14 protein-coding genes are annotated in these 14,917 nt (G+C 35.0%); 7 read left to right on the plus strand and 7 right to left on the minus strand.

What is annotated here, in order from left to right:
* Positions 1-11: 11 nt before the first annotated feature.
* Positions 12-656 (minus strand): hypothetical protein, encoded by a 645-nt coding sequence (locus EQ921_RS08185; RefSeq protein ID WP_128331276.1) that lies wholly within the window; start codon positions 654-656, stop codon positions 12-14.
* A gap of 1 nt (position 657) precedes the next feature.
* Complete coding sequence (locus EQ921_RS08190; protein ID WP_128331277.1) at positions 658-1,449, minus strand: hypothetical protein; 792 nt, start codon at positions 1,447-1,449, stop codon at positions 658-660.
* A 71-nt stretch (positions 1,450-1,520) separates the two neighbouring features.
* Here EQ921_RS08190 and EQ921_RS14920 point away from each other — a divergent pair, with 71 nt between their 5' ends.
* Entirely contained in the window at positions 1,521-1,655 is a 135-nt protein-coding gene (locus EQ921_RS14920) for a hypothetical protein (RefSeq protein ID WP_255424461.1), read from the plus strand.
* A 308-nt stretch (positions 1,656-1,963) separates the two neighbouring features.
* Here the strand turns inward: EQ921_RS14920 and EQ921_RS08195 are convergent, their stop codons facing one another.
* On the minus strand, positions 1,964-2,374 hold the full coding sequence (locus EQ921_RS08195; RefSeq protein ID WP_128331278.1) for a YgcG family protein: 411 nt from the start codon (positions 2,372-2,374) through the stop codon (positions 1,964-1,966).
* A 133-nt stretch (positions 2,375-2,507) separates the two neighbouring features.
* Between EQ921_RS08195 and EQ921_RS08200 the strand changes: the two genes are divergently transcribed.
* The 4 genes from EQ921_RS08200 to EQ921_RS08215 all read left to right on the plus strand — a co-directional run bounded on the left by EQ921_RS08200 (position 2,508) and on the right by EQ921_RS08215 (position 8,781).
* The gene (locus tag EQ921_RS08200; RefSeq protein WP_128331279.1) at positions 2,508-3,557 is read left to right on the plus strand and encodes an alpha/beta hydrolase; all 1,050 of its coding nucleotides are present in this window, start codon (positions 2,508-2,510) and stop codon (positions 3,555-3,557) included.
* Positions 3,558-3,792: 235 nt separating this feature from the next.
* On the plus strand, positions 3,793-6,546 hold the full coding sequence (locus EQ921_RS08205; protein ID WP_128331280.1) for a DUF6493 family protein: 2,754 nt from the start codon (positions 3,793-3,795) through the stop codon (positions 6,544-6,546).
* Between the two features lie 4 nt (positions 6,547-6,550).
* A complete protein-coding gene (locus EQ921_RS08210; protein ID WP_128331281.1) occupies positions 6,551-7,897 on the plus strand; it encodes an SWIM zinc finger family protein in 1,347 nt (448 codons plus the stop codon).
* A 158-nt stretch (positions 7,898-8,055) separates the two neighbouring features.
* Positions 8,056-8,781 carry a type 1 glutamine amidotransferase gene (locus EQ921_RS08215; RefSeq protein ID WP_128331282.1) on the plus strand — a complete coding sequence of 242 codons (726 nt, stop codon included), beginning with the start codon at positions 8,056-8,058 and terminating at the stop codon, positions 8,779-8,781.
* 117 nt (positions 8,782-8,898) lie between these two features.
* Here EQ921_RS08215 and EQ921_RS08220 read toward each other — a convergent pair whose 3' ends face one another.
* From EQ921_RS08220 to EQ921_RS08230, 3 genes are all read right to left on the minus strand, one after another.
* Positions 8,899-9,573 carry a type 1 glutamine amidotransferase domain-containing protein gene (locus tag EQ921_RS08220; protein WP_128331283.1) on the minus strand — a complete coding sequence of 225 codons (675 nt, stop codon included), beginning with the start codon at positions 9,571-9,573 and terminating at the stop codon, positions 8,899-8,901.
* Positions 9,574-9,743: 170 nt separating this feature from the next.
* The gene (locus EQ921_RS08225) at positions 9,744-11,219 is read right to left on the minus strand and encodes a subtype B tannase (protein WP_128331284.1); all 1,476 of its coding nucleotides are present in this window, start codon (positions 11,217-11,219) and stop codon (positions 9,744-9,746) included.
* A gap of 14 nt (positions 11,220-11,233) precedes the next feature.
* Complete coding sequence (locus tag EQ921_RS08230) at positions 11,234-11,983, minus strand: dienelactone hydrolase family protein (protein ID WP_181951001.1); 750 nt, start codon at positions 11,981-11,983, stop codon at positions 11,234-11,236.
* Between the two features lie 315 nt (positions 11,984-12,298).
* Between EQ921_RS08230 and EQ921_RS08235 the strand changes: the two genes are divergently transcribed.
* Positions 12,299-13,267, plus strand: a complete 969-nt coding sequence (locus tag EQ921_RS08235; protein WP_128152704.1) for a helix-turn-helix domain-containing GNAT family N-acetyltransferase — start codon at positions 12,299-12,301, stop codon at positions 13,265-13,267.
* A gap of 5 nt (positions 13,268-13,272) precedes the next feature.
* A complete protein-coding gene (locus EQ921_RS08240; RefSeq protein WP_128331285.1) occupies positions 13,273-13,818 on the plus strand; it encodes an N-acetyltransferase in 546 nt (181 codons plus the stop codon).
* A 43-nt stretch (positions 13,819-13,861) separates the two neighbouring features.
* Here the strand turns inward: EQ921_RS08240 and EQ921_RS08245 are convergent, their stop codons facing one another.
* Entirely contained in the window at positions 13,862-14,797 is a 936-nt protein-coding gene (locus EQ921_RS08245; RefSeq protein WP_128331286.1) for an alpha/beta hydrolase, read from the minus strand.
* Positions 14,798-14,917: the final 120 nt, after the last annotated feature.

The following is a 14,917-nucleotide window of genomic DNA, read 5'->3' on the forward strand; positions in this document are numbered from 1 at the left end:
TACTTATTAGATTAAAAATTCTCTCCTATCAATAATTTAGATAAGTTTTCAAAGCCCAGTTGTTCGTTGGTATTCATATAATTCAATTTTTTGGCAAATGAATGAAGTTCTTTCACCACCTGATTCACCGCTAGTTTCAACGCCAAACGGTCAATTTCAAATTCGTCTTTGGGAGGTGTGGGAACAAACGATTCGCCCTGTGGTAGCTCAGATCTGAGATTAAACCGTATCCTGTCTTGAGTTATATTAATTGCCGGACAAGGATGCCCCTGCCAGAATGAATGATTATTACCATTAGAAAGATCAATCCAGCCTTCAATATCTGCCAAATCACCACAACATTGTGGGTATAATACATCTTCTCCATTTACATTCAGAATATATCCTCCATCCAACGGATATATTTCTTCTAAACTATAGTTTTTAGTCTTGTATTCTATCTGATGTAATAGATGAGCATCGTTAATCTTGGCTATTTCGTAGAAACTGCAACCCTTTGCATACGGTCTTAATTCAGAAAATCCATGCTCTGCAAGGCATTGGTTGCTATACCTCTCCCATTCGTCCGGATATAACCAGTAGGGCCCTTTTTCGGGGCTTTTTATATTATCCGAAGAACGAAATATTTCAATAACCGGGATTAGTTTTATATTCATGTTAGTTGTTTTTTTTATATAATTCTACTAATGTATCTACTACTTTGAATGAAGCATCCTTAGATATAAAGGATAACAAGGTAATGGATTTTTTTTCACGGGCGGCAGCCTGTATTTTATGATGCCCGTCTAATAGGTAATTAGCATACGTCCAATGGCTGACAATGCCATCTTCCGGTATTTCCATGTAAGTCATACATTCTTTAGCATCCACCACTGCCAGGGCCAGAGCTGTGGGCTGTTTTCCTTCTCTAATCTGTTCCTGATAAAACCGTACTCTATTTTCCTCTAAAGAAGAAGGTGGGTATAAGGGAATAAAAAACTCAAACAGTTTTTCGTGCTCTGAAATCACTCTGTCCGTACCCCGATAATATATACCGCCGGTTTCATCCGTTTCATCTTCATAATCCCACAAAGGATTTTGCTCTTCCTTAAAATAGTCTCTTTTGCCGTTGTAGCAGGTTTGATAAGGCTGTATTTCCAGTAATAAACATTCATATTCACCCTCAGGTATAATCGCAGATAATTGATTCGATATATCATCAGATATAGTTTCAATACCGTTGGCCAGATTATTTCTTACACTATCAACGGTATAGCTGCCCGCCAGGTCTGTTTTAATCTGAGTGAAAAAAAATGCGCAAGTACCGCAAATATTGCCGATATGAAATAAAGGCTCATTGTCGTAAGAAATAAACCGGTCCCACACTTCCCAATTTCCACCTCCGGTGGTAGTAAAGCTTAGTTTTGAATCAGACTTTGTAATTTTTAAATATATATGATCTAATAGCATACTATAATTTATTGTACCCTTGATGAGATTCGAACTCACATTCTCCGTATATCAGGGCAGTATGGCTCTAAATGCGCTTCCCTACTTATATTACTACTTTCGGTGCTTCTGCAAAGTCTACCCGTTGCAGCGCACAGGCCGGCAACGGGAATATCCATACACTTCACGGTGACGTTACAACTTTTTCCGCAGCTTTATCCTTTTAAGCTACAAGGGTGTTTGGGTTATCGTTGTTGAATGATTATGCAAAATAAGAGTTTAAGTACGCAGTGCTTATGCGTAATATGAAGTATTTTTATTTATTTTGAAATTAATTAAAACATTTGAATTTAAACATAGCTGATAAATAATAAACACGGTGTCTTTTTTAAATCAAAAAATTCTGCGAAATTTTCTGTCGGATATTACATCCTGGAGGAATTTATGATCTGATTTTCAACATGCAAAACAGCCTGATTCTTTTTATTTATACGGTTTCTATGGATCAGTAAAGACTTTACACCATTGTAAACCCCTATAAATACTCATCTTTTTTAAAATGAGGTATAAACACTGAATCCATTACTTGTTTACAAATAGAATCAGTAAGAATCTTTTCCAATCTTCGGGAAGTAGCAATAGCTATCAAACGACGCTTTTTGCTTATAGCAATCACTAGTTTTTTCATATTCCGGTTGATTGCCCAAATTTGCAGCATAACTGAGTATGTTCTTGTAAGGTACAATACTTTCCGTGGTACTACTGAAACAAAAAAATGCTGGCGGCTGCTGTAGGCTTTTAATTGAATTTCCAGTTTATTTTTTTCGCTGTCCGTAAAAACACCTTCCTGATCCTGAACCTGATTTAAATGCAAAGGCATCTGCGGACAAAAGCCTGTAAAAAGGAACATACATACTGTAAGAAATAAAACCTGATTGTTAAACATCTGACAAATATATTCATAAAAAATAACAGGCTTTTAGTATTACTGAGCTTACAAACAAAAAACATTGAGCTTTATAACAAAGCCTTTACCTGTAACAATTTATACTTTTACCCTGTAAATAAGTAAATAGATAATGAAGAAACTGATATTCGTATTGGCAGCTGTAATACAAACATTTGGAGCCTGCCAGCAAAACAAACAAAAAGAAATTATGAAACAGACAGAAGAAAAAGAACATTATACTTTTACATTGAGTGATCAAGTAACACGTAAAAAAGTAACTTTTAAAAACCGTTACGGAATCAGTCTGACAGGTGATTTATATTTACCTAAAGAATATAATTCCGGCAAAAAGCTGCCTGCTCTGGCAATTAGCGGGCCGTTTGGAGCCGTCAAAGAACAATCGTCCGGGCTGTATGCAAATCAGATGGCAGAGCGAGGATTTGCCGTATTGGCATTTGATCCCTCGTACACAGGAGAAAGCGGTGGCGAACCCCGCAATGTAGCTTCACCGGATATCAATACGGAAGATTTTAGTGCTGCGGTAGATTTTCTGGGTATCCAGAAAATGGTTGATCGAAATAGAGTCGGAATTATCGGCATTTGCGGATTCGGAGGTTTTGCCCTGAATGCCACTGCGGTAGATAAACGGATAAAGGCAGTAGCTACCACCAGCATGTATGATATGTCAAGAGTTATGTCTAACGGATATTATGATCAAATGACTGAGCAGGAACATACCCTACTTTTAGAACAAATGAGCAGGCAACGCTGGGAAGATGCAGAATCCGGAACTTATAAATTGGCACCTCGTGCCAATGCAGAAAAGTTAAATGGAGACGAACCTCAATTTGTTAAAGAGTATTTTGACTATTATCGCACACCCCGAGGTTTTCATGAGCGTTCTATTAATTCCAACGGAGCCTGGACAGCTACGAATGCATTTTCCTTTATGAACTTTCCATTGTTAACCTATAGTAAAGAAATAGCCCCGCGACCGGTGCTGCTTATAGCAGGAGAAAATGCACACTCCCGTTATTTCAGCGAAGATGCTTACAAGAACCTTAAGGACCCCAAAAAGCTTATGATTATTCCTAATGCGGTTCATGTGGACTTATACGATAGAGTAGATATTATTCCTTTTGATGTATTAGCTACCTTTTTTAAAACTAATTTAAAATAAACAAATTGTTTACTTTGGTTGATATGTGATATATAAAGCCTTTATCATGCCGCTAAAAGTTAAATAAGAAAGTTCTTGAATCTTGTATAGTTCAAGAACTTTTTTTAAATATAAAAGTTTACAGATCAATTGATTCATTTAAATAATGATTTTAATTTCTGAAATTAGATCCTCTTTACATTATACATATTTTTTCACCCTCTATTTTGTTTATATTTGTTAAAATGTAAATACTATGCTACACAAAGAAAAGTTCTTTATAATACTGGAAGAAAAAAAAGTTTTTGAAATTATTCCTTTTTTAAAAAGTTTAACCCTTGAAGAACGTAAAACATTAGCTAAACCTGTCAGGCAGAGTATTAAAAATGCACAGGAAGAAACTGATAAAAGAAATAACGATACTTTTGTTATACTTTCCATTGCTGCATTTGTTTGTTTCAATTATAGTGATTATGTTAGCAACTACATATACCTGAGTTACCTTTCGTCCGGGTTCATTAAATTTCATGAGTATACGCAGGGCGAGTTAATGAAAAAGATCAGAATTGAGGATGTTTTATGCTGGTACTGTCCCGACTGGATAGATACATATCTGAATAAAACGGATAATTTTGAAGCAGTTACTTACGATGAGATAATACACTGGACGGACAAAGGATATATAAAACCTTCACCTGAGCTTATTTCTCATAATCTGGTTCGTTATATCTATCAGTATCATCCCAACCAAACTATTCAACATACTTTTCACCCCGAACGTTTATTACAATATCCAAATACTCTGAAAGAACATATCTGGTATTTATTTCAATACAAAACTGATATTAACCATCCAGAAATATATTATGGAATGGAGAATCCTGAAAATGATTGGATAAAAGCTATTCAGCTGCTAGTGGAAAATAAGCAAACGGACAGACTAAGAATATTAGCAGAATGTGTAAAGACGGCCAACCAGGGATTTAATAAAACCTTATCCGGATGGTTTTTCAAACTTTTTAATGCATTACATCCTACTCCTTCAGAATTGATACAGCTTCAGGAACATTTATGGCCGGCATTAAGCTCTCCACAGACAAGTGTCGTTGGAATAGTGCTTAATTATAGTAAAAGCATCAAAGAATATTCTGAATTTGATTTCGATGCATTTCTTTTTTATCTTCCCAATTTATTGTCCTCTCCAACCAAAGCTATCGTAAAAAGTTCTCTGGATCTTGCCGAATATTTGTTAAAAAATAAAAAAGGCTGTTCAGAAAAAATTTGTGAGGCCTTGGGAAACGGATTCATTTCCCGGGATGAAAGCATTCAGAAGCGTTTGGCCAAGCTACTTATCAGCTATGGTAACCCTACAGTTCTTAAAACAAAATTATCTCCAAATACCGATTATATTTTGTCATCAGTCAAACCTCAACTTCAGGAATTGTTAGAAATAACATCAGTCAACCCGGACGATGAAGAGAATGTTGAAATTCAACCTTCCGGAATGCCTATATTCATAAGTCATCATTCACAAATTGAAGAAATAACAACTTTAGATGAATTTCAGTTTTTCATCAATCAGGTTTTTGAAAATAATGAACCCTGGCATATCTTTTGGTTACCCGTATATATACAAAAATTTAAGGATGAGATAATTAAAGATCCTGATTTGTTAGCTTCGGCATTAAAAATAGCTGTAAAAGCTTTTATGAACCAAAACTATGGACGAATAGATAATGTAGCTGCTTCATTTTTAATTAGCTATGCGAAATATTTGATAGAACAGTATCCGGAAAATACTGGTAAAATTAAAGCTATAGTAGTAAATTCAAAGGTTCCGGATTTAACTAGTCTGAAAACCAGATTCGTACAATCATATTTAACTCCCTTGATTCATATCTATATGCGGGTATACGAACAACTTAAAAAAGGAATTGTTCTGCCCCTGTTATCAACACCAACTCATACTCCTCATTGGATTGAACCTTCTGCACTGATCAGTCGTCTGGCAGAATATCAGCACAAAAAAGAAGAACCGTTTAGTTTTGATTTGCAGCTGGCTATTCAGCGTTGCTGCCTCGAAAATGCTTCTGCATATATAGAAATGGCTCAGAAAAAACTTACCGGTGAATTGAAAGATCTGATACTTTTTTTATTGGATTCTACCCTGGATGAACCTAATCAGGTAGAATATTCAGCCTGGTGGATGACAGTTGCCCTTACACGAAATCCGAATAAAATTCCTAAAATGAAATCTGAATGGGGATATGATTATTTAAATGATGACTATTTTACAGATCACCTGAAGTGGGAAGTACTTGTTAAAGAAAAAAAATATAAAATAAAACTTCCCTATTATACCCTATCTGCCGGTAAATCTACCTTATACATGGAATATTTAATCCCTAAAAAAATATGCGATCCTTTACGCAAAAATGATGCATACCATTTAGGGTTGTCAATGCCGCATAACAAGACCTTACTCGAGGTACATATTTTAAACTCTTTAAATGATCCTACCTCTTCATCATCCGATGTTTTAGTAGATGTATGTTCGATGCTACAGATCTTACAAACTACAGGTATTAATGATTCTGATTTTAATTATCATTTCCTGGCTCACAGTTGGCTATATCCAAATAAAACAGCGCGGGACATTGTTTCTTCTCTGTGGGTTGAATATGTACAGCAACAGAAGCTGGACAGTAGTAAATTAGGAAAAGAATTAGGCAGGTTAAATACAAACGGATGGTTACCGGTAAAGCGTTTAACAGATGCACTAGACATGCTTCTAAATATTAGTTCCGTACATGATAAAGAATTAATCTGTTTAATCGAAAATATATTGTTGGAAACTTCAGAACCTTATACTAACATGAGAAAATTACTGGAAATATATAAAGAGTTGTTATTGATTGCCAATCAAAAATCAGGTATAACCGAAAAGCTGGAAGCCTGGAAAGATGAAAAAAACTGTAAGAAGGTAATACTGGAAATTTTAAAACAATAAACGCATGGATGATAGTTTAATATATAAATATGCATTTCCCTCCAGCGTTATACAAAAATCGGGTAAGGATGAACTTTTCCTTTCAAAATATAGTGAAATACAAAAAAACAGCGAGGCTCCCTGTTATTTCTGGGGTACTATCCGAAACCCTTTTATCATCTCCCGCTGCCTGGTCACTCTGTCTAACGTTGTAAAATCAAACTATAGTTTAACGCCTGCACAACTGTCCCTTATCAAAGATCCTATAGTAACAGCCGGTAATGAACGTATACGTTTTGAAGGTTTCTCACAATGTGCAGGTGTATATGCGCGGGTAGATGTTTTGCCCGATGCACTGGATGGAGAATTTCTGGAAAACGGCACTACTAATGTTGATTTTAACCCGCCCGTACTTACCGCTTTAAACAGTCTTCGGGCAGATGCTAAATTGATGATGTCTGTAGGCCAAAAGGAAGTAGGAATACATATAGACAATGAGCAGATAGTAGAGCGTAAGGTACCACTGCCTGACAAGTGGATCCGAGGATTGAGCTCAGTTCAGATCTACCTTTCGAAATCAGAAAAATCGTTTACTTTAAACCGGGTACAGGCTCAGCAATTATTTCGCGATATTCCTAAAGGAATAATAAAAACAGATTATTATCTTAGTATAAGAGGTAATTTACCTGTTTTTTCTCCTGCAAAATCTATCAGCGGAGTCTGTGTTGGTGGCTTGCACCGTTTGCGATTGTTGGAACCGCTTCTTCCCTATATTGATTGTTTACAGATATTTTCCCACCCCAGAATGCAGTCTACTACCTGGCAGCTTTATTTTGGATCCATACGCTTCAGCTTAACCTTATCCCGAATTTCCTGGCGGGGATTTTCGGGTGAAGGAGCAGTGCTTGATTTTTTGCTGAATGATTTGCCGGAACATTGGATACAGGCTATGGATAATTATTCATATGCCAACCAATCTTTTAATCCTGTACAATTTGCGATTGCAGAAAATTTAGATTTCGATAAGGTAGACAGCCTTACAGGTAAATTGACCGCTATGGGTTTACTAGGATTTGATCTTGACGAAAACCAATTCTTTTACCGACGTCTGCCCTTCAACCCTGACCGCATAATCAAATTAAATCCGAGAATAAAAGGAGCTGAAAAGTTAATTGCCGATCAAAAAGTAGAAATAATAAGCAATGTAGAAGGAAAAATTAAGGCATATGTTGAAGGAAGTGATATAAGACATACGATATTACTGGATAAGAGCAGTGAACGATGTACCTGCGAGTGGTATACTAAATATCAGGGAGAAAGAGGGCCTTGTAAACATGTTCTGGCAGTAAAAAAAATGATCAATTACAAGTAATGTTCTGTCATAAAGAGCAACTACTTCTGGAATATGATTAATTATTAAAGTAAAGTGCAATAATATAACAACCTATAATTACAATCAACGGAATTTTTTATATTATATTTCAAAATATTTAGAAATTAATACCTTTGTATTCTTAATTTTTATCTGACATGAATATACATTTTATACAGCACGAAACTTTTGAAGCTCCCGGAGCATATTTACAATGGGCGCAAGATAAAAATCATACGTTTCAATTCTCAAAAGTATTTGAAAAGGATCTGCTTCCTGAATCTGCTGAAAATATAGATATGTTAATTGTTTTGGGCGGACCTCAGGATCCGACAACTACTCTTGAAGAATGTTCTCATTTTGACTCAAAAGCTGAAATATCTTTTATAAGAAAATGTATAGATGCAGGCAAGGCTGTTGTAGGCATATGCTTAGGTTCTCAGCTTATAGGTGAAGCTTTAGGAGCTCGTTTTGAACATAGTCCGGAAAAAGAAATAGGTGTATTTCCTATTCAACTTACAGAGGATGGAAAAAAAGATCAAAAAGTAGCTCATTTCGGAGACTCTCTTCCGGTAGGACACTGGCATAATGATATGCCCGGATTAACCGCTCAAAGTAAAATACTTGCAATTAGTAACGGATGTCCCCGACAAATTGTTTCTTATACTCCTTTAGTGTATGGATTTCAATGCCATATGGAATTTACTCCTGAAGTAATGGAGCTTCTTATTGCTGAAGAAAAAGACTTTTTAGAAACACAAAATACTTATGCCTGGGTTCAAAAGCCAGAAGAAATTCGAAGTTATAATTACAATGAAATGAATGAAAAACTTTGTATATTTTTAGATAAGCTGCAAAATGCATATCAACAAAGTCTTTCTTAAACTATTTTACATAAATAAAAAACGTATCACCTCCTTTAAAAAAAGAGAAGTAATACGTTTTTTATTCGCCGGGTTATTTATTTACATTTTAAATCCGGGCATATAATCAAAACGGATCTAGTTTTTAAGAGCTTCTTTTATCAGTTCTCCTACACGGGTAGCAGATTGCGGATTTTGACCAGTAATCAGTCGTTGATCAGAAACGGCCTGAACTTTCCAGGGATCCGCTTTTTCAAAAATAGCTCCACGTTCTTTCATCTTGTCTTCTAACAGAAAAGGTACCACTTTCGTTAATCCTACTTTATCTTCTTCTTCATTGGTAAACCCACTTACCTTTTTACCGTTCAGTAAGTAAGAGCCGTTGTCCAGTTTTACATTTATCAATCCAGCAGGGCCATGACATACAGCAGCTACAATACCATTATTTTCATACATTTTTGATGCTATACGCGCAATATCTTTATTATCTGGCAAATCCCACATAGCCCCATGTCCCCCAGCATAATAAATAGCATAATAATCCTCAGTATTCACCTGGGAAGGTTGTAAGCTATGACTGATTTTATTATTATAAACTGGATTTTCCCAGAATTCTTTATTAACAGGATCGTTTAAATCAAAACCATCTACCGGTGGATTTCCTCCCTTAGGACTGACAAAATCAATTTCATAACCCGCTTGGGTCAATACTTTCCACGGATGAGAAACTTCACTTAAAAAATAACCTGTTTTTTTTCCTGTGTTTCCTTTTTCGCTGTGACTGGTAACAACAAATAAAATTTTCTTTTTCATTGCATTTTTTTTAGCTTGTTGTGAGAATAAAAATATAGGGCCTAAGACAGCGATTAATAGTAAAAATCTGAATGTTAATTTCATTATGTTAAGAATTTTTGATTGGGTGGTAATTCAATCAGTGCAATAATTAAACCAGTCAGTTAAAATGCTTTTATTTATAATACTGGTTATTTATTACATATAAGACTAATCCAGTTGAACAATTCATTTAAATCATAATCGCCACTATGAGGAGTTTCCCAAGGAAAAGCTAAATCTACGTCATAACCTGAATTCTGCAATTTTGTAGCTAAAATTACCGGTATGGCCAGCGATCCGTCTTTATCTATAGTACCATGACGAATGCGCCAGTGAGGAGCTACCTTTACTTTAGAATCCATGATAAAATACATAGGATTCATCATTTTAATAATGGTTTTATCTGCCATTTTTGCTTTTTTAGTCCCATGTTTTAAAGAATAAGGTGTGAAATGCCTTGCACTATCTGATTCTGTACCAAAAAGATCATTTTCTCCATTTTCAAGATTTAACCCGTCAAAAGCAGGCGGTAGTTTCATTCGTTGAGTATATTTTACATAAGCTTTAAAATCTAATCCGGTAACTTTTTTTTCCTGAATAGTAAGCCATTTAAATGAGCTTAAATCAGCACCTTTATCCAGCTCTTTTTGTGCTGAAGCCTGTATATAAGAGGCTACCAGATTTCTGAAACTTCCCTCTCCATTTTGATTTAGTTTTACTATATTTCCTTTCTTGTCTTTTAAATTTAATGAATTAATATAGGCTGGAAATAAAGATTTTAATTGAGCTGAAATAGCTATTTCTTTTTCAGAGAGAACTCCTTCCACCATTTTTCTCTCCATCCGAAAATCAATCATCTGCGAAATTTGCATTTTTTTATATTCTTTGACGTCGCCAAACTGCCATTCATAAGCGGCATCGGCATGATCTAAATTTGTTATCGGACAGTAAGCAGACACGGCAAAAATAGCATCGGAAGCATCCGCAGCCCCAAGATCTTTAAGATAGGGTATAAATTCAATAGCATCTCCTGTCCCTCCCAACAGTACAGACATGGCTCCACCGGCGCTGGTTCCATTGGAAATAATTTTGCGTGCATCTCCAGGCATATTCTTGTCATTATACGCCAGATATCGAACTGCTGCTTTTAAATCCACAATATCAGCCGGTGCTTTTCCATAGTATTTTCCCTGTTCATTTTTTAATGTTCTTCCTCTTGCTCCGGGGTAGGCAACAATCAGTCCATGAGATAATGCAGTTAAAGCAGCATTGGGTTTACCACTCCGTTGATCTATTGATGGATTTCCTGGTTTAGCCGGCATATACCCTCCTACATTGTTGGGAAAAAAAATAGGAGCATTGTTTTGATTATACTCTCCCACCGATTTTCCTTTATAATATTCTATCGGAACATAAAAATTAAGACTTTGGTAAGTTATATCTACCGGATTTTTAACATAAACAATATTTTTATAAGCTCTGAAATACAAAGTTTTGCCTTCAACTTTTGCGGAATCCAAGGTGTAATTTTGGGAATTAAATTCCAAAGAATATGTTTTTTGCTGTGCATTAGCCGTAATTAAAGCTAAAGGTAATATAGCGAGTATATTAAATAATTTTTTCATTGATTGATTTTTTATTATTTCAACATTTCCTGTAAAAACATGATTGTATGCAACCAGGCACGATGAGCCATTACTGGATTATAGTCTTGAGATGCTGGATTGGTAAAAGTATGCTTACTGTGGGCATAGTATATCATCTGCCAATCGGCTTGCGCTTCATTCATTTCTTTCATAAGATTCTTAATATCTTCTTGTGAAACGGATTCATCGTCTGCCGGATGCTCGATGAGTATGGAAGCTGATAATGCTCCGTTAGGTCTGTCGGGAGACTTTCCTAATCCCCCGTGGATAGAAACCACTCCTTTTACCGGAAGCTGAGCACGTGCTGCTTCCAGAGCTCCTGTACCACCAAAGCAGTATCCGATTACTGCCAGACGGGAAGCATCTGCACCTGCCTTTTTTAGCTGTTCCAAAGCCAATTGAATTCTTGTTTGATAAGCTAAAAAATTGGTTTTATAACTGCTGCTTATTTTTGCTGCCTCAGCAAATGAAGAAGGAGTATTTCCTTCACCGTAAATATCAGCAATAAACACTTTAAAACCTTTTCGAGCCAGATCTAAGGCTGCAGTTTTTGCTTCCTCATCTATTCCCATCCATGCAGGAAGTATAAGTACACCCGGTTGATGAGCACCCGTATTATCTGTTATTAATCCTTTAAGCTTCTGATTACCATCTTGATAATAAATGGGTTTTAATTCCTGTGATTGTGCTGTATGCAATAAAAAAAGACTACTTACAGCTATTAGCATAGCTCTTATTTTCATAATTAAGGTTGTATAGGTTGATATTATAAACTAAAGAAGTTGTAATTATATTACTATTTGAAAGATAAAAGTTACAATTTAAAAATATAACTAAAAAATATTTTTTTTTATGCTGGTATTAGTATTATCTGGATTACCCTAATTTTTATGAATAGTATTATTTTAATTTGTTTAAAAATCAGTCTCTTATCTTTTTTAAGTAAATTAAATTTAAATCGGTTGTATGAATTGCTTAATTTATTTATGGTTGCTTGAGTGAAAAAATTAAAATATTTATATATTTGCATAACTGGTTATGTAATTAATTATATAGTTATGAATTTATTTGAAAAAACAGGAAAAATGGCACTTAGCAGCCGATTACGATTATTGACTTCTCAGATTACCGAAGATGCTTCCCGGGTATATCAGCTTTATGACATCGGGTTTTCACCTAAATGGTTTCCTATTTTTTTCATACTTGTTGAAGAGGGTGAAAAAACAATTACTGAGATAGCTCAGGAAGTTGGTCATTCTCAACCCTCAGTTACTAAAATTGTAAAAGAAATGGCCATAGCCGGATTAGTTGAGGATAACAGAAATTCAGCAGATAAAAGAAAAAATATGGTAGCACTTACTGAGTTGGGAAAAGAAACTTCTGAAAAAATCAAACCTTTGTATGAAGATGTGGGAGCTGCGGTTGAAAGTCTGATCAATGAAGCAAACCATAACTTATGGGAAGCTATGGAAGAATGGGAGTTTTTACTAAAGCAAAAAACATTGCTGAGAAGAGTTCAGGAATTTAAGAAAAAACGTGAAAGCCTCAAAGTACAGGTAGTTTCTTATGAACCCAAGTATCAAAGGGCATTTAAAGAATTAAATGAAGAGTGGATATCCCAATATTTTAAAATGGAAGCAAATGATTATAAATCGCTGGATCATCCGGAGGAATATATTATTAATAAAGGGGGAAAAATTTTAGTGGCTCTTTATGAAGGTAAACCTTTGGGGGTATGTGCACTAATTAAAATGGATGATCCTGAGTATGACTATGAAATGGCAAAAATGGCAGTATCGCCTTCTGCACAAGGTAAAAACCTGGGCTGGCTTCTGGGACAGGAAATTATACGTACTGCCATAGAACTGGGCGCTTCCCATCTTTTTCTGGAAAGCAACACCCTGCTTAAACCAGCTATTAATTTATACTATAAAATGGGATTTCAAAAAATAGTCGGGCGACCTTCCCCGTATGAACGAGCTAATATTCAAATGGTTTTAGATTTAAAAAATTTTACCAGTAAATAAATAGCATGGAATTAAAACAAAAATACACGATTGATAATACTACTTTTCAAGATTGGGATCTAATTTTAGAATTGTTTGATAAAGCTATAAAAAATAAGAGAAAAGACGGGTATAAAGTTTGGAATCAGATAGATGAGTCGGGAATAAAAAATGATATAGCAAAAAAATTACAATATAAAGTAAAAATAAAAGAACAAGTATCAGGAATATTTTCAATTCAGTTTAATGATCCTTTTATCTGGAGAGAAAGAGATTGTGATAAGGCCATATACTTACATCGTATTGTGGCAAATCCTGATGTCAGTGGTCAAAAATTTTTTAAAACAGTACTAAACTGGGTCATGCTGTATGCTAAAAATAATAAAATTGATTATATCCGAATGGATACGTGGGCTGATAATCAAAGATTAATTGAATATTATAAGTCTTATGGTTTCCAATTTGTTGAAAACCATAAAACACCAAATGAACCTGAATTACCTATCCAAAATCGTAATTTAGAGATTATCCTTTTAGAAATAGATTTAACAAAAATTGATGAAAGTTTATAAAATAATTAGATAGATTTATTTATATTCTGAATATTTGTATTAATTATAAATATGCTCTGAAAAAATCAGTTAGCTTTTCTGTTACCTGTTCCACATATATTTCCTGATCGTATAAATCTACATGGCTGGCACCTTCAACAATATAGAGTTCTTTGGGTTCATTGGCGTTTTCGTAAGCGTTTTCGCTAAAATATATGGTATCAGCTAAACTGCCAACAATTAATAATAAAGGTCGCGGTGACAGGGTATCTAATAAATTAAATGCCTCCCAGGCTATAAATCTGTCGTTACCCGTATAGAGATATTTGTTGTGTGAATTAGGATGTGCTGCTCTGGATGTACAGTAATATTCATAGGCTTCCCTCTGAATTATAGGAGTGTCATCGTCAAAATCTGCTTCAGAATCGGGTACATATCCAACAAGAAGTGGCTTTTCTCCACGGGCTTCGCGTGTTCTTTGCAGGGCTACCTCTTGAAGAATTTCATTCCGCTGTTGTTTTGTCCATTTTCTGGCAAAACCATTTCTCTGACTATCTCCTACATCCCAGGTACTGATTCCTGCAACTGCTTGTATTCTGTACTCGGTTTGTGCAGTGTTGATAGCATATCCAGCTCCTGCACAAATTCCCATAGCCCCTATTTTATTTTCATCTATATAGGGTAAAGTGACTAAAAAATCTACTGCACAACGGATATCTTCTACTCTTTTTGCCGGATCATCCAGATATCGTGGCAACCCTTCACTTTCTCCCTGATGGGATGCATCAAAAGCTAAACTTATAAATCCATTTTCAGCTAGTTTTTTTGCATATAAACCGGCAACCTGCTCCTTTACTCCGTTTCCCGGATGAGATATAATAATTGCTGCAAATTTTTGATTGTTGTCAAAATCTAAGGGAAAATAAAGTTCTCCAGCTAATTTTAAAGTTTGATTTTTAAAAAAAATTTTTTCTTTGTTTATGGTTTCCATTTTTTCCATTTGTTAGATTGGTATTTTTGAATTAGTTTAATTTAATAAATTTGTTTATTCATTATCCAGCATGGTTTTTCAAAATTAGTAAGACTCTTAAAATAATATTTTGCTGCTTAGCTCAATTTT

Source organism: Apibacter sp. HY039 (assembly GCF_004023655.1).
Lineage (GTDB): Bacteria > Bacteroidota > Bacteroidia > Flavobacteriales > Weeksellaceae > Apibacter > Apibacter raozihei.